This window comes from Rhodococcus sp. ARC_M6 (assembly GCF_022810305.1).
In the GTDB taxonomy this organism is placed as follows: domain Bacteria; phylum Actinomycetota; class Actinomycetes; order Mycobacteriales; family Mycobacteriaceae; genus Rhodococcus_F.
In genome coordinates, this window is the sequence record NZ_JALGQH010000023.1 from 3,788 (window position 1) to 30,533 (window position 26,746).

At 63.9% G+C, this 26,746-nt stretch carries 1 protein-coding gene; it reads right to left on the reverse strand.

What is annotated here, in order from left to right; all coding sequences use genetic code 11:
- Positions 1 to 26,697, reverse strand: coding sequence for a non-ribosomal peptide synthase/polyketide synthase (locus tag MTX36_RS20940; RefSeq protein WP_243621611.1), 26,697 nt, complete (start codon positions 26,695 to 26,697; stop codon positions 1 to 3).
- Positions 26,698 to 26,746: the final 49 nt, after the last annotated feature.

Here is a 26,746-nt window from a genome sequence, read left to right on the forward strand (position 1 = left end):
TCAGACATCTTCCGCGAGTAGGTGGCGCTTGATCGATGCGGCGACGTGGGCGATCGGTCCGGGTTCGATCATCTGGTTGTGCCGGCAGTCCACGTCGTCGACTGCGATGTCGCCGCCGACAAATTCGCGCCATTCGCTGACGTCGTGGCCGTTGTCGGCGGATTGCCTCGCGATGAAGAACTGGACGTCTCCGTCGAAACGCGTCGGCCGGTGTGCGTTGGTCAGGGCGACGGAGCGTGAGTATCCGGCGCTGATGCGTTCGAGGTGCTGCGCTTCGACTCCGGTACCGGGGCCGAGGGTGCGTTCGAGGAGGGCCGCGGCGTCGGCGAATGTTTCGATCTCGGTTTCGTCGGACGGAAGTCCCAGTCCTGCAATGAGTTCGGTGACCGAGAGTTCTTCCGGTTGATCATCGCTGCTTGCCGGGAAGCTGTCGAGGATCGCGACGGTGGATACCGGTACGGATCGCGTGTCGAGTTCGTGGGCTACGGCGTGGGCGATGACGCCGCCGAGTGACCAGCCGACCAGGTGGATGGGACCGTCGGGTGCGAGTTCCAGAATGCGGTCGGCATAGTTCTTGGCTAGTTCGGTGAGTGTGTCAAAGGTCGGTCCGCCGCTGAGCGATGGCAACTGGAGCCCGTAGATGGGCCGGCCGGCGTCGATGTGGCTGACGAATCCTGAGTATCCCCAAGATAATCCGATGCCGGGGTGGATGAAGAACAGCGGCGGCTGTGTTCCGTCGGCGCGCAGGGTGATGACGGGAGCGAGTACGGCGGAGATGTCGGTCGGCTGGGTCTCATGTTCGATCAGGTCCGCGGCGCGGGCGACTCCGGCTGGGGTGGGGTCGAGGAAGATCGACTGCAGTCGTACGCGTCGGCCGATTCGTTTGTCGAGTTCGGCGGTGATGCGGGTGGCGACGATGGAGTTGCCGCCGAGGTCGAAGAAGTTGTCGTCGATGCCGACTGTGTCGTGGCCCAGTACGGAGGCGAAGATGTCGGTGACGACGCGTTCGGTGTTGGTGGTGGGCGGTGCGTAGGGCACGGTTCGGTGTTCGAAGTCCGGTGACGGGAGTGCTCGTCGATCGAGTTTTCCGACGGGTGTCATCGGGATCTTGTCGACGACGATGATGGCGGCGGGCACCATGTGTGCGGGTAGGCGCGCGGAGAGGTGGTGTCTGAGTTCGGCTTCCGCGACGGTGTGGCCTTCGACGGGCTGTACGTAGGCGACGAGGACGGTGTCGCCGGCCGGCGATTGTTGGCCGAGGGTCGCGGCGAAGCCGACTGACGGGTGAGCGGTGAGGACGGAGTCGATTTCGCCGAGTTCGATGCGGAATCCACGGACTTTGATCTGGAAGTCACTGCGCCCCATGTATTCGAGGGTGTGGTCGGCGCGCCAGCGGACGAGGTCGCCGGTGCGGTACATGCGGTGACCGGGTTGGCCGTACGGGTCGGCGACGAATCGGTCGGACGTGAGGCCGGGGCGATGGTGGTAGCCGCGGGCTAGGCCGGGGCCGGTGATGTAGAGCTCGCCGATGACGCCGACGGGTACGGGGCGTAGGTGTGCGTCGAGGACGAGGTCGGCGAATCCGATGGCGGGATGACCGATGTTGATGTTCTCCCCTGGCCGCATGGGTGTACTGACGCTGGCTTGGATGGTGGATTCGGTGGGTCCGTAGCCGTTGAACATGCGGCGGTCGCGTCCCCAGATGTCGACGAGTTCAGGTGTGCAGGCTTCGCCGCCGACTGCGAGTACACGCAGTTCGGGTAGTGCGGAGCTTTCGATGGAGCTCAGCGCGGTGGGTGTGATGAAGGCGTGGGAGACGTGTTCGTCGGCGAAGATGTCGGCGAGTTCGGATCCACCGAAGACGGCCGGCGGAATGATAACCAGGCAGGCTCCGCTACCGAAGGCCATCATGAGTTCGAAGACTGATGCGTCGAAGCTCGGTGATGCGAGGTGGGAGATGCGTGAGGTTATCTTGACGTTGAATCGTTGATGTTCCTCGGCGTTGAGGTTGGACAGGCCGCGGTGGGTGACGATCACGCCCTTCGGCTTGCCGGTCGATCCTGAGGTGTAAATGAGATACGCGGGGTGTTCGAGGTGGAGTGGGGATGTGCGTTCGGTGTCTGTGACGGGTGTGGCGTCCTGGGCGTCGAGAGTCTGCCGCGACAGTTCTGAGTCCAACACGATCCAGTCGATACTCTCGGGCAGCAGGTCTCGCCGGGAGCTGACTGTCAGGCCGAGGACGGCTCCGGAGTCGTCAAGCATGTGCACGATGCGGTCTTCGGGATAGTTCGGGTCGACGGGCAGGAATGCCGCACCGGTTTTGGTGACGGCCCAGATTGCGATTACTTCCCAGGCGGATCGCGGAAGGCCCAGTGCTACAAAGTTTTCCGGTCCGATTCCGCGCGCGAGCAGCACCTTGGCGAGTCGTGTCGATTCGGTATCGAGTTCTTCGTAGGTCAGGTTCCAGTCTTGGCTGGATACTGCTTGGCCGTTCGGGTTGAGTTCGACGGAGGCTGCGAGGATTTCCGGCCAGGTCTGTGCTCGGGTTGCACGCTCCCCCAGCGCCGGGACGAGTGCAGCGGACTCTTCGGTGCCGAGGATGTCGATGTCAGCGAGTTGGATGTCGGTGTCGGCCCCGACGGATTCGAGGATCAGACGCAGTCGCTGCGAAAACTCTTCGATGGTGCCGGGTTCGAAGAGGTCTACCGCGTAGATGAATGCTGCTGATATTCCGTCCGGTTGTCCGTCGGCGTCGAAGGATTCACTGACGACGAGTTCAAGGTCTTCCTTGGCGGTTTTGGAGTCGGTTCCCACAGCTTCTACGGTCAGGCCGGGGAGTTCGAGTACGACCTTTTCGTTGTTCTGCAGTTCGAGTGCCACTTGGAAGAGCGGTGAGTACGAGGTGGACCTGGTGGGGTTGATGACGTCGACGAGCCGTTCGAACGGCAGGTCGGCGTGCTGGTAGGCGGCGAGGTCCGTCTCTCGTATCCCGCGCAGTAAGTCGGTGAATGTTTGATCCGGGTCGACTGGGGTGCGGAGGACCAGTGTGTTGACGAACATTCCGACGAGGTTCTCGACTTCTTCTTTGCCGCGGCCGGCGATGGGGGTGCCGATGCTGACTTCTTCGGCGCCGGAGAGTTTGGCGAGTAGGACTGCCAGTGCGCCGTGCAGTGCCATGAACATGGTGACGCCCTGTTCACGGGTCAATGCGGTGAGTGCTCGGTGTGTGTCGGCGTCGATGCGGAAGTCGAAGCGGTCGCCGTGGAAGGTTTGTTGGAGTGGGCGTGGGTGATCGGTGGGTAGTGCGATGACGTCGTCGAGTCCGGCGAGTTGTTCACTCCAGTAGTGCAGTTGACTGCTGATGATCGACGTCGGATCTGTTTCGGAGCCGAGGACGTCCTGCTGCCACAGGGTGAAGTCTGCGTACTGGACCGGTAGCGGTTCCCACGCGGGCGAGGTGCCGGCGGTGCGGGACAGGTAGGCAATCATGACGTCGCGTGCGAGGGGCGCCATGGATGCGCCGTCAGCGCAGATGTGGTGGACGACGACGAACAACACGTGGGTCGCTGTCAGTTCCGGTGGGGTATCGAGTTGGTACAGCGACACCCGTAGTGGAAGTTCGTTGGCGACGTCGAACCCTTCTTGTGCGAGGGCGGTCATGCGTGGGAGTAGTTCGGAGTCGGTGACGGAAACGGTACTGATCGTGGGCAAGGCATCGTCGACGGTCAGGACGCGCTGTACCGGTTCACCGTTGACGGTCGGGAATACCGTTCGCAGGCTTTCGTGTCGGCCGACGACGTCGACGATGGCGGCTTTCATGGCGTCGACGTCGAGATCACCGGTGAGGCGGACGGCAAACGGAATGTTGTATGCCGCTGAGCTGGTGTCGAATTGGTTGAGGAACCACATCCGCTTCTGGGCGAGCGAGAGCGGAATGTTTCCGGTGCGTTCGGCTCGGGTGAGGGGTACGTGGATGCTGGTTGTGGGCGCTGCGGTGAGTTGCTCGGCGAGTTCCGCTGTGGTGGGTGATTCGAAGAGTGTTCGCACTCCGAGGTCCAGTTCGAGTGCCGTGTTGAGCCGCGAGACGACGCGGGTGGCGATCAGGGAGTTGCCGCCGCGGTCGAAGAAGTTGTCGTCGATGCCGATCTTGTCGACGTCGAGGATTTCGGCGAAGACGGCTGCGATTTGGCGTTCCAAGGGTGTGCGCGGTGCGCGGAATTCGGGGGCTGTCGCGGTGAAGTCCGGCGCGGGCAGCGCGTGGCGGTCGATTTTGCCGACGGCGTTGCGCGGTAGTTCGTCGACGATGGTGATGCTGGTGGGGACCATGTGCGTGGGCAACCGGCCGGACAGGTGGGAGACGACGGCTGCGGGGCTGAGGTCGGAGCCGTCGGTGATGGTCAGGTACGAGGCGAGTACGGTGCTTCCGCCGGGCCCTTCGACGCCGAGGGTGACGGAGTTGGTGACGCCGTCGATGGAGGTGATCGCGGTGTCGATCTCCCCCAGTTCGATGCGGAATCCGCGGACCTTGATCTGGAAGTCGCTGCGTCCGACGTATTCGATGGTGTGGTCGCTGCGCCAGCGGACGATGTCGCCGGTGCGGTACATCCGGTCGCCGGGCTTGCCGTAGGGGTTGGCGACAAACCGTTCGCTGGTCAGGGCGGTGCGGCGGTGGTAGCCGCGGGCGAGTCCGACGCCGGCGATGTAGAGCTCTCCTTGGGCGCCGACGGGTACGGGCTGCAATCGGGTGTCGAGGACGAGTTCGCTGACTCCGCGGATGGGTCCACCGATGGTGATCGGTGCGCCGACGGTCATGGGGGCACTGATGTCGGCCATGACGGTGGTTTCGGTGGGTCCGTAGGCGTTGGCCAGTTCGCGGCCGGGTGCCCAGCGCGTGACGAGGTCGGGTGGGCAGGCTTCTCCCCCGACAACGACGTGCCGGAATTCGTCGAGTCCGACGGGGCTGACTGTGGCGAGGGCTGCGGTGGTGATGAATGCGTGGGTGACGTGTTCGCGTTTGATGAGGTCGGCGAGTTCGGTGCCGCCGTAGACGTCGGTCGGTACGAGGACCATCGTGGCGCCCACACCGAACGCTTGGAGGTATTCGAAGATCGCGCCGTCGAAGCTGGGGGTGGCGAAATGCAGTGTCCGAGAAGTGTGGTCGGCGTGGAAGCGTCGTTGTTGGTCGAGTGCGAAGCTGTCGAGGCCGGCGTGCGTGACGACGACGCCCTTCGGTTTTCCGGTCGAGCCGGAGGTGTAGACGATGTAGGCGGCATTGCTCATCTCGAGTGCACCGAGGCGTTCATCTTGGCGCATGGGGAGAGTGCAGGCGAGGGATACGTCCCGGTCGAAGGGTTCTTCGTCGATGACGAGCCACGATGCGGTGTTCGGCAGTGAGTCGACGGCATCGCTGACGGTGAGGCCGAACAGCACGTTGGAGTCGGTGAGCATGTGTTCGATGCGGTCGGCCGGGTAGGTGGGGTCGACGGGTACGAAGGCTGCTCCGGTTTTGGTGACAGCCCAGACGGCGAGTACGGATTCGATCGAGCGGGCGATGCCGATGGCGATGGAAGTTTCGGGGCCGGCGCCTCGTTTGACGAGCTCCCTCGCCATTTGGTTGGAACGCCGGTCCAGATCGAAATAGGTGAGAGTGCTGGTGCCGGCGGACAGTCCGGTTCGGTCCGGCGCGGACAGTGCGATTCGATCGGGGAAGGTTGCGGCGACGTCGGCAAAGATTTCGGGAAGGGTTCGGGCCGAGCGGCCGGGGGCACCGAAGACGGGGACGAGGTCGCGGGTCTCGAATTCGGTCAGGAGCGACACTCTGGCCAGGGGTTCGTCGGGTGTTGCAGCGATGTGTTCGATGGCGATGAGGATGCGTTCGGCGATTGTCGCGGCTTCGCGTTCGGTGAACTGGGTTGGTTGGTACTCCATCTTGATGTCGAGGGTGTCTTGTTCGGAGGCGACGACGGCTAGGGGGTAGTGCGCGGAGTCTCGTCCGTCTATCCCCATGACGTGCATACCCGCGATGTCGGTGCCGGCGGAGAGTCCGGCCCGATCGACGGGGTAGGACTCGAAGACCGTCAACGTGTCGAAGGATGCGGCGGGGCCTACAGCGGCGGAGATGTCGGCGAGTCCGACGTAGTGGTGGTCCAGTACGTCTGCCTGTTCACCTTGGATTCGAATGCACAGCTCGGCCAACGATTCTCGTGCATCGAGCCGAATTCGAACGGGAACGGTGTTGATGAACAGTCCGACCATCGACTCGACCCCCGCAACTTGGGGTGGGCGTCCGGAGACTGTGCCGCCGAAGACGACGTCGTCGCGGCCGAGCAACTCCCCCAGCACAATCCCCCAGGCGACCTGGACGACGGTGGGCATCGTCAGTCCGTGGGAGCGGACGAAGGTGCGCAGTACGTCGGTGTGGTCGGCCGGCAGACTGACGGAGACAACTTCGCTCACGCGTTCGGCGTCGTCGGTTGTGGGGGCGAGCAGTGTCGGTGTGTCGATCCCGTGCAGGGTCTCTCGCCAGGCGGTGAGGGACGCTTCGGCGTCTTGTTCGCTGAGCCAGCTCAGGTAGTCGCGGTAGTGCGGGGCGCGCGGGAGGATTTCGGGATCGCCGTCGGTGGCGTAGAGGGTGAGCAGATCACGCAGGACCAGGGGCGTCGACCATCCGTCGAGGAGGATGTGGTGGTTGGTGATGACCAATCGGGCGGAGTCGGGTCCGGTTCTGGTCAGCATGAATCTGATGAGCGGCGCTGTTTCCATATCGAAACGCAGCGTGCGGTCGTCCTCCAGGATCCGCGTCCAGGCAGATTCTTGTTCCGCAGCTCCCAGGTCGGAAAGATCGAGTTCGGTCCACGGAACGTCGACGGCGGACCGAATGATCTGCAATGCCCGTCCCCCCGGTGCAGCGATGAACCCGGCTCGCAGGCTGGGGTGTCGATCCAGCAGAGCCTGCGCGGCGCGGCGCATCCGCTCCGGCTCGATCCGACCACCCAGTTCAAGGGTCAACTGCACCATGTACGGGTCGATACCCGTGTCGTCGAACCGGGCGTGGAACAGCAATCCGGATTGCAGGGGCGAGAGTGACCAGACGTCGGTCAGATCGGGGAACCTGCGCGAGAGGTGTTCGATCGCGAGTTGGTCGAGGCTGACGAGGTCGAGATCCGACGGAGTGAGTTCGCGGCGGTCGGCGCCCGCGGTGTACCCGGCGAGTGCAGTCAACGCCAGAGTCCACAGTTCGGCGAGTTCCGACGCGTCGTCGGAGGTCAGGATGCCGCGAGGGAATGACCAGGTGCTGCGCAGAACGGGTCCGGCGGCGGTGTCGGTGGTGACGGTGTTGATGTCGAGGACCGAAGCTGCCGGCAGGTCTCCGCTGTGAACTTCGTCGAGCGTGACGCCGGGAACCGGCAACCACGGCACCTCCCCGGCTCCCTCGTCGGCGCCGGCGAAGCGGCCGAGGTAGTTGAAGGAGATCTGCGGGGTGGTCAGCGCGGGCAGGGGCGCCGACTGGTCGAGATACTTCAACATTCCGAAGCCGATGCCGTTGTCCGGAATCGCGAGCAGCGTCTCCTTCACGGACTTCACGGCTGAAGCAATGGCATCGCCGCCGGACAGTGCGTCGATCACGCTGATCCCAGCCAGATCCAGACGCACCGGGAAGATGGTGGTGAACCATCCGACGGTGCGCGAGAGGTCTGCGCCCGGCACGGCATCTTCTTCGCGGCCGTGGCCTTCGAGGTTGATCAGGACGTCGGTGCCTCGTTTGCCGTGGGAGTGTCGCCATCCAGTGACGGCCAGTGCGAGCGCTGCGAGGAGTCCGTCGTTCACGGATCCCCCGAACGTGCGTGGGACAGCGGTCAGGATGGCGTCGGTGACTGCTGTCGGAATGTCCACGGTAATCCGGTCGACTGTGGATCCGACGTCGACGGCGGGGTCGATGTGCCGTGAACCGAGCAAGGCGTCCTTACCGGCGGTGTTCTTCCACAGGGCCAGTTCCGTGCGCCGGGTGGGCGCGTGTTCTGCCAATCCGGTGGACCACCGGCGTACCGAGGTCCCCGAGACGGGCAATGGGGCTGCTGTGTTCTCGAGCGCGGCACCGTACGCGACCGCGAGGTCGGGCACGAGGATCCGCCAGGACACCCCGTCGACGGCGAGGTGATGAATGACCAGCAGCAACCGGCCGTGCTCGCGGCCTCCGACGGGGTCGAGCCAGACGGCTGCGATCATCACGCCGTTTGTCGGGTCGAGCCGTCCCGACGCTTCGCGCATCGCACGTTCTGCGGCCTCGATGAAGTCGGGTCCGCTCTCAGAGGTGATTTCGACGCGCTGCAGAATCTCTTCGGCCCGGACACTGCCCGGTTCGGCCACGATCAGGCGATGCGGTCCGTCGACGTCACCAGGTTCTCTTCGCTGTCCGACGTCGAGTCGGCTGCGCAATGCGTCGTGGTGATCGAGTAGCGATTGCAGGGCCTGTTCGAGCGCACTCCCGACGACGTGACGCGGCAACGACAACAGTGCACTTTGGCTGTAGCTGCGGATCAGTTCGAGATTACCGCCGCTTCGTTGCAGCAGCCATTCCATGATCGGTGTGAGAGGCATACTTCCGGTTCCGCCGCCGGGCAGTTCTTCGAGCGTCGGCACCGCATCGGTGGGTTCGAGCGAGGCGACACGCGCCAGGCCGGCGACGGTCTTGGCTTCGAACACGTCGCGCGGAGTGAACGTCAACCCCGCGGCCTTGGCGCGGGAGACCAGTTGGATCGACATGATCGAATCGCCACCGAGCCCGAAGAACGAATCGTCGATGCCGACACTGGGCAACCCGAGAACATCGGCGAACAAATCTGCGAGCACCGATTCCGCTGCGCTGGAAGGACTTCGGCTTGAATCCGAGCTCGTGGCCAGCACCGCGAAATCCGGGGCGGGTAGAGCACGCCGATCAAGCTTTCCGTTGACGGTCAACGGCAACGCATCGAGTACGACGATGACCGTCGGAACCATGTAGGACGCCAACTCTGTCGAGACGGAGTTGATCACCGAGGCCGAATCGATTGTTGTGCCCGCTTCGGCCACCACGTACCCGACTATCCGCTCACTCGAGCCTCCGTCACTTCGCACCATCGCTACCGATTGCGCGACGCCCGGGCAGCGGAGCATGGACGCTTCGATTTCACCGAGTTCGATGCGGAAACCGCGCACCTTCACCTGGAAATCGCTGCGACCTAGATACTCCAGCTGCCCGGCGCCGTTCCACTTCGCCAGGTCCCCACTTCGATACATTCGATCCCCCGAACCACCGAAAGGATCAGGTAGGAACCGCGTAGAGGTCAATGCCGGCCGCCCGAGGTAGCCGCGGGTGACCTGATCACCCGCAACATACATTTCGCCGACGACACCGGGCGGTACGAGGCGTAGCCGCTGGTCGAGGACGTAGACGTTCATCCCGGGCAGGCCGCGGCCGATAATGCTGGCGGCGGCGTGATCCGCGTCGTCTCGGGTGAGTGCGATGCGAGAGACGTGGACGGTTGTTTCGGTAATGCCGTACATGTTGACCAACTGCGGCGACCCGGCAGTATCGATCTGCTGCGACGCAGTGGCCCGTCGGCTGTACCACTTGCGGAGTTGGCCGAGGTCGAGGGCTTCGCCACCGAAGATGACGTAACGCAAGGCCAGATCGGGTTCTTGGTCGCTCGGACGGTGTGCGCGATCAGCTTCGGCCAGTTGGTAGAACGCGGTCGGGGTCTGGTTGAGGACAGTGACGCGTTCGCGGCGCAGCAGTTCGTCGAACATGTCCGGGGATCGGGTGGTGTAGTAGTCGACGACGACAAGGCGTCCGCCGTGCAGGAGTGGTCCCCACAGTTCCCAGACGGAGAAGTCGAAGGCGTAGGAGTGGAACATCGTCCACACGTCGGTGTGATCGAACTCGAATGTCGGCGATGCGTTGTCCATCAGGGTCAGGACGTTGCGATGGCTGACGAGTACGCCCTTGGGCTGACCCGTCGATCCCGAGGTGTAGATGATGTACGCAATTGACTCGGGGTGCAACGGCGCCAGGCGATCGGTATCGGTGATCGGGGACGGAGACAGGTGATCCAGCTGCACCGCGATCGCGCCTGATCCCAGTTCGATGACGGAGAAGACCGAATCGACTACCTCGGTGGGCAGCATGCCCCGGAATTCGTCGGTGGCGATCAAGCATCGCGGCGCGGCGTCGTCGAAGAGGAACCGTACCCTCTCGGCGGGGTAGGTGACGTCGATCGGTAGATACGCGGCGCCGCTCTTGATGACGGCGAGTAGTCCGATCACGAGATCGACGGTGCGCGGCAGCGCCACCGCGACGAGGGACTCGGGACCGATGCCCTGGGCGATGAGCAATCGGGCCAGGCGGTTGGCGCGGGCGTCGAGTTCTGCGTAGGTGATGGCGGTGTGCTCGTCGCCGAGCGCGATGGCAGCACTGTGCTCAGCCACTCTGGAGGAGAATCGGCTCGAGATGGTTTCGGTGCCGGTGAGTTCGGCGTATCCCGGTGCATTCCACTCGGTCAGGACAGCGCGGCGCTCCACATCGTCGAGGATCTCGATGTCGCCGAGTGCGACGGTCGGCTCCTGCGCTGCCGCCGTGAGTAGTGAGGTAAAGCGGCGTGCGTAGGTCGCCATGAGGTCTGCGTCGAAAAGGTCACGGGCGTAAATGAATTCAGCAGAAATTCCGCCGGGTTCACCGCGTTCGCCATAGTGTTCGGTGACGGAAAGTTGCAGATCGAATTTGGCGACGGGTAGATCGATCTCCACTCCGGAGACGGTCAGACCGGGCAGGGTGAGCGTCGGCTCCACGTTGTTGCGGAATTCGAGGAGTACCTGGAACAGCGGAGTCTGCGACGTCGAGCGGTCGGGATGGAGGGCGTCGACCAGCCGTTCGAAGGGCAGATCGGCGTGGTGGAATGCGCCGAGGTCTACCTCGCGTACCTGGTCGAGGAGATCTGCGAAGGACGAGTCGGACGAGAGGTGGGTACGCAGGACCAGTGTGTTCACGAACATTCCGACGAGGTGGTCGAGTTCGGCTTCACCGCGTCCGGCGATGGGGGTGCCGATGACGATGTCGTCGGTCCCGGACAAGCGTGCTGCGAGGGTCGCCAACGCGCTGTGCATGACCATGAACATGGTGACACCGTGCCGACGGGCGACGTCGGCGAGTAGGCGGTGTGTGCTCGCGGGAATGTCGAATGATGCGACGGCTCCCCTCATCGACTGCTGAGCCGGCCGGGGAAATGAGGTGGGGACGGTGATCGGTTCGGGCAGGTTCGCGAGTTGGCGTGTCCAGTACGCGAGTTGCCGCGTGATTTCCGAGGTGTTGTCGTCCTCGCTGCCGAGGTGTTCGAGCTGCCACAGCGTGAAGTCGGCGTACTGGATCGGTAGTTCCGCCCACGTCGGTGCTGCGCCGACGCTGCGGGCTGCGTAGGCGGTGGCGACGTCGATGGCGAGGGGGTTCATGGAGAAGCCGTCGGCAATGATGTGGTGCGCCACGATCACGAGGACGTGTTGGTCCGGAGCCAATTCGAAGACTGCGCTGCGCAGCGGCACCGATTGTGAGACGTCGAAGCCGGCAGATCCGAACTCCAGGATCCGGTTGATCAGATCCCGTTCCTCGACGTGTTCGGGGTCGAGGTTCAGTGGGACGTCGGCAGCGGCGAGAATGCGCTGGGTGGGGGTTCCGTCGATGGACGGGAACACTGTACGCAGGCTTTCGTGCCGGGCGAGAACATCCTCGATGGCAGCGGCCAGAGCGTCCTGATCGAGATGCCCGGTCAGCCGGACAGCGAGCGGAATGTTGTACGCGGGTGAGGTGATGTCGAACTGGTTGAGGAACCACATCCGCTTCTGGGCAACCGAAACCGGAATCGGGTCGGGGTACTCGCGTCGGGTCAACGGTGGGCGCGGCGCGCGGTCGGGGTCTGTGGTCTCGACGTGATGGGCCAGTGCCCGCACCGTTGGGGAATCGAACAGCGCGCGCACGCCGATGTCGGTACCGAGGGCAGAGTTGACTCGGGCGACGACGCGAGTCGCAGTGAGCGAGTTTCCGCCGGCGTCGAAGAAGTGGGTGGAGATGCCGATCGGACCTGTTTCGAGCACCTCTTCGAAGGCGGCTGCGACCAATCGTTCGAATTCCGTAGTGGGTGCAATGAAATCTGTTGCAGCAGTATCGAACTGGGGTTCCGGAAGTGCTGCTCGGTTAACTTTCCCGGTTCCGGTCAACGGCAGTTCATCGAGAATCATGACGCTCGCCGGCACCATGTGTGCGGGCAGTTGCCCACGGGCTTGCGCCGTGATGTCGTCGACGGTCACTGCTGCTTCACTGCCGATGAGGACGTACGACGCGAGTGCAGTGAGTTCGGCGGGACCCGCCACAGCCACGGTGATGGCGAACTCGACTCCGGGCATCGAGGCAAGCGCAGTGTCGATTTCCCCGAGTTCGATACGGAATCCGCGGATCTTGACCTGGAAGTCGCTACGGCCCAGATATTCGATGGTGTGGTCGCTGCGCCAGCGCACCACGTCGCCGGTACGGTACATCCGGTCGCCGGAGTCTCCGTACGGATCTGCGACAAACCGTGCGCTGGTCAGGGCGCGGCGCCGATGGTAGTTGCGGGCAAGCCCGGCGCCGGCGATGTACAGCTCCCCCGGTACTCCCACGGATACGGGTTGGAGCCTGCGGTCCAGGACTACTTCGTGGACTCCGCGAATCGGTCCACCCAGCACAACGACGCCGTCGGCCGGGATCGGGTCGCTGATGTTGGCGCCGATCGTGGTTTCGGTGGGTCCGTACAGGTTGAAGAAGGATCGGCCTGGCGCCCAGGTACGGAGTAGTTCCGGTGGGCAGGCTTCACCGCCGACGATGACCGATGTCAGCGAGTCGATTCCGCTCGGGTCTACCGAGTTGAGGACAGCGGGAGTGAAGAAGCCGTGGGTGACCGCGTTGTCGCGAAGCACGGTTGCCAGTTCGGTCCCGCCGTACACGGTTGTCGGGACCAGAACCATCGTTCCGCCGTTCGGGAACGCCAGAAGGTATTCCAGCACGGAGGCGTCGAAACTCGGCGAGGAGAGTGCAACGGTGTGGGAGTGCTCGTCCACCCCGTACATCTCGCGTTGTGCGTCGGCGAAGTTTTCCAGTCCGGAGTGTGTGACGACAACGCCCTTCGGTTGCCCGGTGGAGCCGGAGGTGTAGATCACGTAGGCGGCGTTGTCGAGACGAACCGGGACCAGGACCGGACCGCGAGATGGTGCGACGGAGACATCGTCGAGGATGATCCATCTGATGCCGGTAGGCAGGTTCGCGGCAAATTCGCCAGTGGTCAGTCCGATGTGGGCGTCGCAGTCGTCGAGCATGAACGTGATGCGCTCACGTGGGTATGTGGGATCGACGGGGACAAACGCGGCACCGGTCTTGGTGATCGCCCACATCGCGACGACGGATTCAACGGACCGGCTGATACCGATGGCCACCCGATCCTCGGGCCGGACACCGTCGGCGATGAGAACGTGTGCGAGTTGATCGGACCGTTCGTCGAGTTCCGCATAGGTGAGCCGGCGATTACCGGCGGACAGCGCGATCCGCTCCGGGAACTGCGCGGCGGTGTCGGTGAGGATCTGCGCGAGAGTGCGCGACGATCCTCCTGGCCGGCCGCGGGCGGGAACCAGCTCCCGCACTTCGCTCTCGGGCATCAGTGAGAGGTGTGCCAGCGGCGTTTCGGGATGGGAGGCAATCAGTTCGATGGTCCGCATCAGCCTATGAGCGATGGAGTCGACGTCTCGGTCGGCGAGGACACCCGGGAAGTATTCGAACTTGAGCCGGAACTGTCCGTCGGCGGTGGAGGCGATAACAGCCAGGGGGTAGTGCGCGGCGTCTTCGGCGTCGTGGACGTCGAGGACGTGCATTCCGGCAATATCGGTGCCGGCAGATAGTCCCGTCCGATCCACCGGATACGACTCGAACACCGTCAACGTGTCGAAGGTGGCAGCGGCGCCCACCGCGGTCGAGATGTCGGGCAGCCCGACGTAGTGATGGTCGAGCAACGCGCTCTGCTCGTCTTGGACTCGAACACACAAGTCGGCCAACGATTCTTGCGCGTCCAACCGAACGCGAATGGGCACGGTGTTGATGAACAGTCCGACCATCGACTCGACACCGGCCACCTGATGTGGACGCCCGGAGACAGTGCCGCCGAAGACGACGTCGTCGCGGCCCATCAGGTCCGCCAGTACAATTCCCCAGCCGACCTGAACGAGCGACGCCATGGTCAGCCCGCGGGAGCGAATGAACTCGCGCAAAGCCTGTGTGTGGTGTTCGTCGAGCGAGATCAGCGTCGACCGTGAGGTGGCGGACAGTTCCCCGACGGAACGTGCTTCCGTGAGCATGGTCGGCTCGTCGAGTCCGTCCAAGGCCTGCGACCAGGCGCGCAGTGCCGTTTCGGTGTCCCGGTGCGAAAGCCAGTCGAGATACGCCCGGTACGGGTGCACGCGTGAGAGTGCACTGGTATCGGAATCCGTCGCGTACAGCGTGAGCAGGTCGCGCACCAGCAACGGCATGGACCAACCGTCGAGGAGGATGTGATGGTTGGTCAGGATCAGGCGGTAGGTGTCGTCGCCGGTGCGTAGGAGCAGGAAGCGGAGCAACGGCGCGGTGGCCATGTCGAATCCGCGGATTCGATCTGCCCGCATGAGGTTCTGCAGTTCCGCTTGCTGATCACCGGCGGGCAGTGGGGAGATATCGATCTCGGTCCACGGCACGACGGCATCGCTATGCACGATTTGCACGGAATTGCCGTCGTCGTCCGTGACAAACGACGTCCGGAGGTTCTCGTGGCGGTCCAGGAGCGCCTGCGTGGCGCGGTGAAGTCGAGCGGGGTCGACGCCATCGAGTTCGAGAGTCAACTGGACGGTGTACGCGTCGACGGTGTGCTCGGCGTACCGCGCATGGAACAACAATCCCGCTTGCAACGGCGAGAGTGACCAGATGTCGGCGAGGTCGGGGATCTGCTCCTCGAAGCGTTCGATCGCGCTTTGACCGAGGTTCACGAGGGTGAGGTCGGACGGGGTGAAACCGCCGTGTTCGGTGCGCTCGGCATGCTCGGCGAGCACGCCGAGGGCGCTCACCCACAGATCAGCGATTTCGCGGACGTCGCGTTCCTCGAGCATCTCCGACGGATACGCCCACGTGGCAGTCAGGTGTGGGCGTCCGTCGATATCGGTGACCACGGCATTGACGTCGAGGACCGAGGCGAGCGGCATGTCCGATCCGTGTGCGGACGCCTCGAGATCGATGTCGGATGTCAATGCCCAATCGCCCGTGGTGTCCTGATCTGCGTCCCCGCCGCCGAAGCGGCCGAGGTAGTTGAATGAGACCTGCGGCGCCTGAAGGCCCGAAAGTTGCTGTTGCCCTTCGTCATCGAGGTATCGGAGCAGGCCGTAACCGATGCCGCTGTCCGGAACGCTGCGGAGCAGTTCCTTCACGGACTTGAGTAGTGTGCCGGCGTTTCCGCTCCCGGCCATGACAGCACCGACGTCGACCCCGGAAAGATCGACCCGCACCGGGAACACCGTGGTGAACCAGCCGAGCGTGTGCACGATATCGGCGCCGGGAACAACGTGAGCTTCACGGCCGTGGCCCTCCATCGAAACGAGCACGTCGTTGGTGCGCACTCCCCGCGAGGAACGCCACTGCGTCAGCGCCAGTGCCAGAGCGGCCAGCAGTCCGTCGTTGACTGATCCCCGGTACCGGGCGGGCAGAGCGGTCAGCACGGTCTCGGACACGTCCGCGGAGACTTCCACCGACACTCGGGCCTGCGTCGACGCCGTATCGCGGCGCGGATCGAGCGTGCGTGCACCGATCTGTGGATCGGCGCCGGTGAGCATGGACCGCCACAGGCCGATTTCGCCGCGGCGAGTGGGCGCGATCTCGGTGAGTGCCGTACTCCACCGCCGCAACGACGTCTCGGCAGTAACGGCTGTTCCAGGAGGGGTGTCTGTCACGACGGGAGTGAGACCGGCGTCGAGCTGATGGAACGCCGCGGCAAGTTCCGGTACCAGCACGCGCCAGGAAACACCGTCCACCGCGAGGTGGTGGATCACCAGCAGTAGGCGTCCGGCGCCCGAGGTGCCCACCAACCAGGCCACGCGGACCATCGACGCGTTCCGCGGGTCCAGTGCGTCGCGGGCATCGTTGAGTGCGTCCACGATGGCCGCGTCGAAGTCCGCGGTTCCCGGTTCGGCGTTCACTCGCACTTCCCGGCAGACGTGGGCGGCGTCGATGCTGCCGACGTCGCCGACGATCAACTGCCGAGTCGGTGTCAGTTCGAGCCGCGCGCGCAGTGCGCCGTGCCTGTCGAGAACAACTTGCATTGCCGCTGTGAGTTGTTCGATGGAGTGAAGGTCGGCTGGTGCGTTGAGCGCGGTGGCTTGGGAGAACGAGTCGAGACCGGCTGGATTGTCTCTCACGGTATCGCCGAACCTGCCGAGCCACCACTGTGCCACCGGTAGCAGCGGCATGGCGCCGATGTCGCCGCCGTCGAGCTCGTCGAGTACGACCGGCGCGGTGCCTTCGTCGAGTTCGATGACCGCCGCCAACCCCGCAACGGTTTTGGCTTCGAACACATCACGGGGGGAGAACACCAATCCGGCGCTGCGAGCGCGCGCAACAAGTTGGATCGACATGATCGAATCTCCGCCGAGCGCGAAGAAGGAATCGTCCACGCCGACACTGTCAACGGCCAGGACGTCGGCGAACAACGCCGCCAGGGTCGTTTCCAGTTCGGTTTCCGCACTGCGGGAGCGTGGGTGCTGGGCGGCGAAATCGGGTTGTGGGAGTGCTCGGCGATCAAGCTTGCCGTTGGATGTGCGGGGCAGTTCGTCGAGGATCACGATCGCCGACGGGACCATGTGCGGCGCGAGGTGTGCGGTGACCACCGCGATGATGTCGCTGGGGTCCAGCGGCGCCGCTGCAGGATCGAACGGCACGACGTAACCGACGATGCGGACGGGCCCGTTGTCGCGAGTGAAGGTGGTCGCGACGGATTGCGCCACACCGGGGCACTGAGCGAGTGCCGCTTCGATTTCGCCGAGTTCGATGCGGAATCCGCGGATCTTGACCTGGAAGTCGCTCCGGCCCAGGTATTCGAGTTCACCGGACGTGTTCCAGCGGACGAGGTCGCCGGTGCGGTACAGGCGCGATCCGGGAAGTCCGGCGGGGTCGGCGACAAAACGTTCGGCGGTGGTCGCCGCCCGGTTTCGGTACCCGCGTGCCACACCGTCGCCGCGCACGTACAGCTCCCCCGCCACTCCGATCGGGACCGGATGCAATCTGGCATCGAGGACGGAGCAGGCGATCCCGAGTGAGGGGCGGCCGATCGTGACAGTGCGTGCCGGCGTCAACGGCCGCGTGATACTCGCGACGACAGTCGATTCCGTGGGTCCGTACGCGTTGATCATGATGCGGCCCGGGCGGACCCACGCGGCGACGAGTTCCGGTGGGCAGACGTCGCCGCCGGTTCCGACGGCTTCGAGCTCGTCAAGACTGCTCGCGTTCACAGTGGATAGTGCCGCCGGGGTGATGAAGGCGTGTGTGACGTGCTGATCGCGCAGCAATGCCGTGAGTTCGTCGCCGCCGAGAATTGTCGGTGGCGCAATCACCATCGCTGCGCCGGCGCTGACCGCCATCAGCAATTCCAGGATGGAGGCGTCGAAGCTCGGTGAGCTGAAGTGCAGGGTCCGTGAGCGTGCGGTGACACCGAAGGTGGTGCGTTCCTGCTCGGCGAGCGCCGCCAACCCGCGGTGGGTGACCATGACGCCCTTGGGGAGTCCCGTCGAACCGGAGGTGTAGATGACGTAGGCGGGGTGGTCGAGGGAACGTGGGGCGTGAAGTTCGCGATCCTCGATCGCGCCGCCGGACGTGGCGGCGCATTCTGCGCGCACATCCAACGAATCGAGCACGAGGGTGCTCACGCCGTCCGGAATCGCGTCCTCGTGGGCGGCGACGGTCAACACTGTGAGGGCGCCGGAATCGGTGATCATGTGCCGAATGCGATCCGCTGGATACGCCGGGTCGACGGGAACGAACGCGGCACCGGTGCGTGCGAGCGCCCAGATTGCCACGACCGATTCCACCGATCGCGGCAAGGCGAGCGCGACAACTGTTTCCGGACCGGCCCCACGCGAGATGAGTACTCGCGCAAGCTGATTGGCTTGGCGATCGAGAATCTTGAACGTGATCTCGGTGTCGCCGAAGACGAGGGCGACGGAATCGTTGCGGTAATTCGCTTCGAGGATGTGGTGCAGCAGAGCGGGTTCCGGGGCGTTTCCGCTGGGAGTATTCTCGGTGCTCTCCACCAACTCGATGTCGCCGACCGGCACATGCGGCGATTGTGTGACGGCGTCCGCGATGCGGATCAGGTACTGCGCGAACCGCTCGACACTGGAACGGTCGAACAGTGCGGTGGCGTAGGTGAAACCGGCGTCGATACCGGCCGGTTCACCGTGTTCGTCGAATTTCTCGGCGAGCGTCAACTGGAGGTCGAAGTTGGAGACCACTGTCGCCAGATCAAGGACGTCGACGTCCAGGCCCTCGAAACTCAGTGTCGGGTTCTCGGTGTTCTTGAACTCGAGCATTGCCTGGAATAACGGAGAGTGCGACGTGGACCGTTCGGGCGCCAACGCGTCCACGATCCGTTCGAACGGAATATCGGCGTTGTCGAAAGCGTCGAGGTCGACGCCGCGCACCTGGGTGAGCACGTCGGCGAAGGAACGTGCCGGGTCGAGTCCCGTGCGCAGGACCAAGGTTCCGACGAACATGCCGACCATGCGGTCGAGCAGTGCGTCGCCGCGCCCGGCGATCGGCGAACCGATCGCAATGTCGTCCATCCCGGACAGCCGTGAGAGCAGGAGTGCGAACATCGCGTGCGCTGCCATGAAGAGGCTGCTGCGATTGTCCTGCGCCGTCATGATCAACCGCCGGTGAACATCGGCAGAAATCTCGAACGGCACCACGGCACCGGACAGATCCTGCACGCGGGGGCGCGGGTGGTCCACCGGAAGTTGGAGCAGTTCGGGAAGCCCAGCCAGTCGTGCGCTCCAGTAGTCCAGTTGACCGGACAGCACGCTGGTGCCGTCGGTGATTTCCCCGAGCGCCCGCTGCTGCCACAACGCGAAGTCTGCGTACTGAACGGGCAACGGATCCCAATCAGGCGCATTTCCCCGGGTACGGGCGGAGTACGCGGACATAACGCCTCGGGCCAGCGGTGCCATCGAGAAACCGTCGGCGCAAATGTGATGAACCACCACGACGAGGACGTGCTCGCGTTCGGAGACCTGGATCAGTTCCGCTCGCAACGGCGGCGCGCTCGTGACGTCGAATCCTCGCTCCGTCAGCTGAGTTATCCGGTCCGACACTTCGTCTGCCCCGGCGAGCGAGAGCGGAAGGCTCGCCAACGCGTCGTGGGGTTCGACGACGACCTGGGCCGGAATTCCGTCGATCATCGGGAATTGTGTGCGCAGCGACTCGTGCCGCGTCAGGACGTCGCCGATCGCGCTCTCCATCGCGCTGCGAACGAGTGTGCCGCGCAACCGGATGGCGATGGCAACGTTGTAGGCGGAGGAGGTCGTGTCGAACTGGTTGATGAACCACATTCGCTTCTGTGCCAACGACAACGGGATTCGACTGGGGCGGGGCATCGATTCGAGCGGAATGCCGGCCACCAGGGTGTGGGAGCGTTCGCAGATCGCCGCCAGTTCGGTAACTGTCGGTGCATCGAAGATATCGCGGATCGAAAGATTCAGTGCAAGAGCATCATTGATGCGGGCGATCGCACGCGCTGCGATCAGACTGTTGCCGCCTCGCTCGAAGAAATTGTCGTCGACACTGAGCGCGTCGATACCCAACAGTTCCTCGAGTACGTGCGCCAACTGCGTTTCGACGGGTGTGCTCGGCGCCAGATAGGTGCGGACGCCGCCGAAGGAGGGAGCGGGCAAGGCTGGTCGATCAAGTTTTCCGGTGGAACCCAACGGGAAGCCGTCCATCTCGATGATCACGGGCGGCACCATGTACGCGGGAAGTTCCGAGCGGAGAACACGGCGGATCTCGTCGTGATCGAGTGTTTCCCCCTTCGCCGCGATCACATACCCCACCAGTGAATCGCCGAGTGTGGCGTCGTGGTGCACGCGGGTCGCTGCCGCAATGACACCGGGGGCGCGCAGCATCGCCGCTTCCACCTCGGGCAATTCGATCCGCAATCCGCGAATCTTGACCTGGAAATCGCGTCGACCGATGTAGTCGAGTTGACCGTCGGCGCGCCACCGCACGATGTCTCCGGTGCGGTACATCCGCGTCGAACCTGTCGGAGTGAAGGGATCGGCAACAAATTTGTCGGCCGTGAGATCACTTCGTCCGAAGTAACCGCGGGCCAACTGCACGCCCGCGAGGTACAACTCGCCGTGGATCCCGACTGGAACCGGGTGCAGGCGCGAGTCCAGCACGTACACCTGTGTGTTCCAGACCGGGGCACCGATCGGAACCGACGCGCCGGGTTCGTGCAGGAACTCGGCCGCGGTCACGTCCACGGCCGCTTCGGTCGGTCCGTACAGGTTGTACAGGTGCGCATTGCTGATACGGGTGAAGTCATGGGCAGTTGCCGACGGTAGCGCTTCACCACTGCTGAACACCTGGGACAGGCTCGCGCATTCGTCGCGCGACGTCGCGGCAACGAACTCCGCGAGCATCGACGGAACGAAGTGGGCTGTGGTCACGGCGCGCTCGGCGATCAGAGTGGACAGGTATAGCGGGTCGCGGTGACCGTCCGGTGCAGCGATCACCAATCTCGCCCCGGTGTTCAGGGGCCAGAACAGTTCCCACACCGACACGTCGAAGGTGATCGGCGTTTTCTGAAGGACGACGTCGGACGCTTCGAGAGAGTAGGTTCCCTGCATCCACCGCAGACGATTGACAATCGAACGGTGCGATACTGCAACACCTTTCGGACGTCCGGTCGAACCGGAGGTGAAGAGGACGTAGGCGGTGTTGTCGGGCCGGAGCGGTGAAATTCGATCAGCGTCGGTGACCGATCGCGCAGTCTCCTCCGGTGCCAGGTCGACATCGATGATCTCGATATCCGTCGGCAGGTTTCCGTGGCTACCGGCCATCGCGAGGACACACACGGGGTCGGCTACGGAGAAGACGTATCCGATCCGCTCGGCCGGATGATCCGGATCCACCGGGACGTACGCGCCGCCGCTGCGAATGACCGCATGAATGGCGACCAGCAGTTCCAACGAGCGCGGCATTGCAACTGCGACGCGCTGATCCGGGCCGACACCGCGTGAGATCAACGTTCGTGCGAGCGCGTTCACCTGATTGTCGAATTGTGCGTAGGTCAGAACTGTGTCGCCGAACTGTAGTGCCGGCGCCTGAGGTGTCCGCGCTACCTGAGCGCGAACCAGATCATCAAGAGTGTATTCACCCAGTTCCCGGCGGGTTGCGTTCCACCGCTCGAGCACCAGGGCCCGCTCGCCCGGCGCACACAGATCGACGTCGCCGACCACGGATTCCGGGTGTGCGCTCACCTCGTCCAACAGGGAAACGAACCGGTCCGCCAACCCCGACATAGTGTCGGAATCGAACAGATCACTGGCGTAGTTCAATCGGCCGTCGAGGTGATCGGACTGCTCGGTGATGATGACCTGAAGATCGAATTTAGCTGCGCCGGTTAATAGTTCCTCCACCACGACGTTCAGCGACGGCAACGCCACCTCCGTCGGTGGGGAACCTTGCATCACCAGCATGACCTGGAACAGCGGTGAATCACTCTCCAAGGCGTCAACCAGCAGGTCGTAGGGAATGTCGCTGTGCCGCAATGCCGCCACGTCCGTCGCGCGGGTACGCGAGACGGTGTCCTCGAAACTCGCGTCGCCGTCGATGACAGTTCGCAGCGCGAGCGTGTTCACGAACATGCCGACGACGTCGTCGAGGGCACGTTCACTGCGACCCGCGACCGGCGTGCCGATGACGACGTCGTTTCCGCCGCATTCTCGGGCGAGGAGTACCGCCAGAGCGGCGTGGACGACCATGAACACGCTGGCGTCGTGATCAGCAGCGATTGCTGCTATCCGCTGATACGTCGGTGTGTCGATCGTGAAATCAAGGTTATGGGCGCGCAGAGCGCCTTGCGCCGGCCGCGGATGATCCATCGGAAGTTCCGGCAGTTCGTCGCGGGCATCGAGTTCATTCGTCCAGAAACGCAATTGTGAGCCGAGGATCGAATCCGGTGTCGCCGCATCACCGAGCGCGCGCCGCTGCCACTCGCTGAAGTCGCCGTACTGGACCTCGAGCGGTAGCCATGCGGGTACGCGCCCCGATACCCGGGCGGTGTAGGCGACCATCACGTCACGGGCCAGCGGGGCCATCGACAATCCGTCGCCGGCAATGTGGTGCACGACCAGCACCAACACGTGATCCTGATCAGACACTTCCAACAGAACCATTCGCACCGGCGGAGCGGACGTGACGTCGAACCCGGCGCGTGCAACTTCGTCGGCGCGGGCACGCACCGCACCGGCCGAGCACACCTCGACAGTGAGTTCGGATGCCACATCGTCCACGTCGAGAACGTGCTGTACCGGGCCGTTCGCCGACGCCGGGAACACCGTGCGCAGTGACTCGTGCCGGATGAGGACATCGCGCAATGCAATCTCGAGTGCCGAGAAATCAAGGTCACCGGTCATCCGCACGGCGATCGGAATGTTGTACGCCGGCGACGCCGGATCGAGTTGGTTGGTCAACCACATCCGTTGCTGCGCCAACGACGCCGCAATCGGTTCGGGTCGTGGAATCCTCGTCAGTGCCGGCAGATGAACTTCCCGCGAGTCGGAATGATCAGCGCGTGCAGCCAATCCTGCCACGGTCGGGGCCTCGAACAGGTCGAGCACACTGAGCGAGGTGCCCAGCGCGCCGTTCACGCGGGCTACGACACGCGTCGCAACCAGTGAGTCGCCGCCGAGTTCGAAGAAACTGTCGTCTGCGCCGGCGCGGGTGATTCCGAGCAGGTCGCAGTACACGGCGGAAATTCGCTTTTCGGTGGAGCTTTCGGGGGCACGGTACTCGCGGGCCCCCACCGCTGTGTCGATGGACGGCAGCGAATTCCGGTCGATCTTGCCGGCCGGAGTCAGGGGAATCGTGTCAAGCACGACGATGCGTGAGGGAACCATGTGCGGTGCCAGAAAGGCCGCCGCGTGCGCTGTCAACTCGGATACGTCGACACGCATCCCGGGTGCAGCCGTGACGTAACACGCCAGCAGCGTCTCACCGCTGTTGCCGGTCACTCCGACGGTCACTGCCTCGTCGACGCTCGGATGCCGACGGACAACTTCGTCGATCTCACCGAGTTCGACGCGGAAGCCGCGGATCTTGATCTGGAAGTCACTGCGGCCCAGGTATTCCAACTCGCCGTCGCGGTTCCAACGAGCCAGATCGCCCGTCCGGTACATCCGCTCCCCCGGCAACCCGTTCGGCGCGGGCACGAAGCGCAAGGCCGTCGTGGCAGCGCGTCCGTGATAGCCGCGGGCCAAGCCGACGCCGCTGACGTACAGTTCCCCGGCGACACCCACCAGGACGGGATGAAGGCGAGAATCCAGCACCATCGCCGACGCTCCCCGCATCGGAACTCCGATCGTGACCGGAACGTCGCGGTGGAGCGGTCTCGACAACGTGGCAACCACTGTTGTCTCGGTGGGCCCGTAAGCGTTGAACATCAACCGGTGGCCGGCCCACTGTTCGACGAGAGTCGGCGAGCATGCGTCGCCGCCGGTCACGATCACCCGCAGAATCGGCAGGTGGTCCGGATCCACCGTCGCGAGAGCTGCCGGAGTGATGAAGGCGTGCGTTACCTGCCCGTCGCGCAGGACATTCGCCAGTTCCTCCCCGCCGTACACCGTGGGCGGCGCGATCACCATGGTGGCGCCGGCGCCGAATGCAAGGAGCAACTCGAGAACGGAGGCGTCGAAGCTCGGGGACGAGAAGTGCAAGGTCCGTGAATCTGATGCGATACCGAACCTGATCCGCTGCTCGTCCGCGAAACTGCTCAATCCGCGATGAGTGACCACGACGCCCTTGGGCAGACCGGTCGAACCCGAGGTGTAGATCAGATAAGCGGGGTCGTCGATTCTCAGCGGCCGGATGCGGTCGGTGTCGTCGAGGGGCTCAGTCGAATGCTGCTGGCCTCCGGGTGCCAGCCACAAGGCGTCAACGCCCCAACTGTCTGCGACGCCGGGCAGGCAGATCCCGACGCGCGTCCCGGAATCGGTGAGCATGTGCTCGATACGGCCGGGTGGATAGTTGGGATCGACGGGTAGGAATGCGCCGCCGGCCTTGGCCACAGCCCAGGTGGCGATCACCGATTCCATCGAACGTGTCAGTGCAAGTGCCACGTACGTGCCCGGTCCGACGCCTTGAGTGATCAGTTCCCGGGCCAGGGCGTTCGATCGGCCGTCGAGTTCACGGTAGGTCAGAACCTGATCGCCGACGACAATCGCGTCGGCATCCGGGTTCAATTCGGCTGCAGCACAAAGTAGCTCGTCCAGGGTTTGGGCTTCCGATGCGGGCGAGCCGGACACCGAGCGCAGGTGCTCGAATTCCGTGTCGTCGAGAATCTGAAGATCACCGACGGGGGTGTCCGGGGCTTCGAGTGCGGCGGCCAGTATTCGCTGGATCCGAGTGCACACCAGGTGAGCGGACTGTTCGTCGAGAACGCTCTGGTCGAAGGCGACCGCGAAGGTCAGCGTTCCTTCTTGCTCCACGACATCAATTTCCAGACTGATGTCGATTGCCGGACTGAAGTCGTCGCGCCTGACGTCGGGACTCCCCTCGTTCAGTGCTACATGTATTTCTGCCGCGTCCACTGCGTCAGGGCTGACATGTCGGCGGATCTCGTCGTCATGGGCGGCAACAGCATTCAACAGATCCGTGAAGGGCCGATCCGGGGTGATCGTGATGCGCACCGGGACCAACTGCGAGTCCGACCCGAACCGAGCGCCGAGCACGATGTCGTCGGTATTCGTGATGTGCGAGAGCATGACCGCCAGTGCGGCGTGAACGACACTGAATACCGTGGTCTCGGTGTTCCGGGTCATTGCCACGACACGGTCGTAGACCTGTGGCGACATCAATGTCCGCACAGTGCCGAAATTCGCCCGCAACTCCGATGTCCGGGGACGATCGAGGACTACGGAGGCACCTTCGGGAGCGTCCATCAACTCGTAAGCCCAGAACGCTTCGAGTTCACGATCCCTCGTGATCTGCTCGCCGGCCTTGGCGCTGGAGCGATGCACCTGATCGAGTGGTGTTCCCGGGCCGGCTGCGATCAGTTCACTGACCAACTCCGAGAAGTTCGCCTGATGCTCGTCGAGCTCCTCCCGGGTGTAGCGATCGGGATTTGCTCGGAACTCGATCAAAGTCTTGACCGAAGTTCCACTCTGATAGATGTTGACCAGCAGATCCTCGACCGGACCCGACGTCACGATGTGGTACTCGCCGGTCATCGAACCCAGCGTGATTTCCTGGTGGAAGAGCATCACGTTCATCATCGGTCCGGACAACCGCGTGTCCTCGGCGGACAATCCGGCGTCACGTCGAATGTCCTCGAGGCTGCACCGTTGATGTCGCAGAGCGCCGAGCAGTTCCAACTGCACCCGCCCCACCAGATCGTCGACAGTGTCTCCAGGGCGTACCTCGATGTGCAGGGGCGCGACGTTCACCAACATGCCGCCGGACCGTTGTAACGGCGCAGTAGTTCTCGCCGAAACCGGCAGATTGATCAGGACGTCTCCGTAGCCCGTACGACGCGACAAGTAGCAGGCCAACGCCGCGATCAGTACTGCCGCCGACGTGGCGCCCGAACGTGAACTCCATTCGTCCAAGGAGGCTAGCGAATCTTCTGACAGCTCCCCGGTCACCACCTGCGAGTGGGCTTGCGGTGGCGCTTCCCGATCCGAAAGCGTCGAACCGTGTTCCACGCCGGCAACGCGCTCCGCCCAGTACTCTCGGTCCGCATCGAAGCGACTCGATGCACGGTACGTCTGGTCCAATTCGGAGAGCTTCGCCAGATCAAGGGCCTTGTTGACGGCGGGTTCACGGCCTTCGAGTTCAGCCGTGTAGAGCGCCGCGATCCGGTTGACGATGGTCATGCCGCTGTAGCCGTCGAGCGCCACATGGTGAATTCGTGTGTACCACAGGTAATCTCGATCCCCCGTTTGCAGAATCGTCATCTCGACCAACCGGTCCCGGGTCAGATCGAGAGTGGTCGCGTGGTCGTTGTCCATCCACTCCGACGCAGCTGCGCGGGGATCCTCATGGTTACGGAAATCGAAGTAGTCGACGGTTGCATCGATCGTGGGGTCGACTATCTGGCACGGTTCCCCGTCCGGGTACATCAACCGCAGGAACGGCGATTCGAACTCATGCGCCGCCGTCACCGCAGATCGAGACAACAAGCCGATATCCAGATCGCCATGGACCTCGATGTACTGCGCGACGAAGTACGGAACCGCCGGATGAAGCTGCTGCGCGAACCACATGCTCCGCTGCACCGCAGACAACGGGAAAGCGCCGGCCGGGAGTGTTCTCGGTGCAGACTCTCGGGTACTGACCTCGTTGTTCGAATTCTCGGTGCTCATCACAACCACCCCCGGCTGGTGTGCTGGGTGTGGAGTGGAGAAAGTGTGG

What these genes read in the sequence shown, in the direction of transcription:
- MTX36_RS20940 (WP_243621611.1), bottom strand. Translation starts at nt 26,697, where the DNA reads ATGAGCACCGAGAATTCGAACAACGAGGTCAGTACCCGAGAGTCTGCA.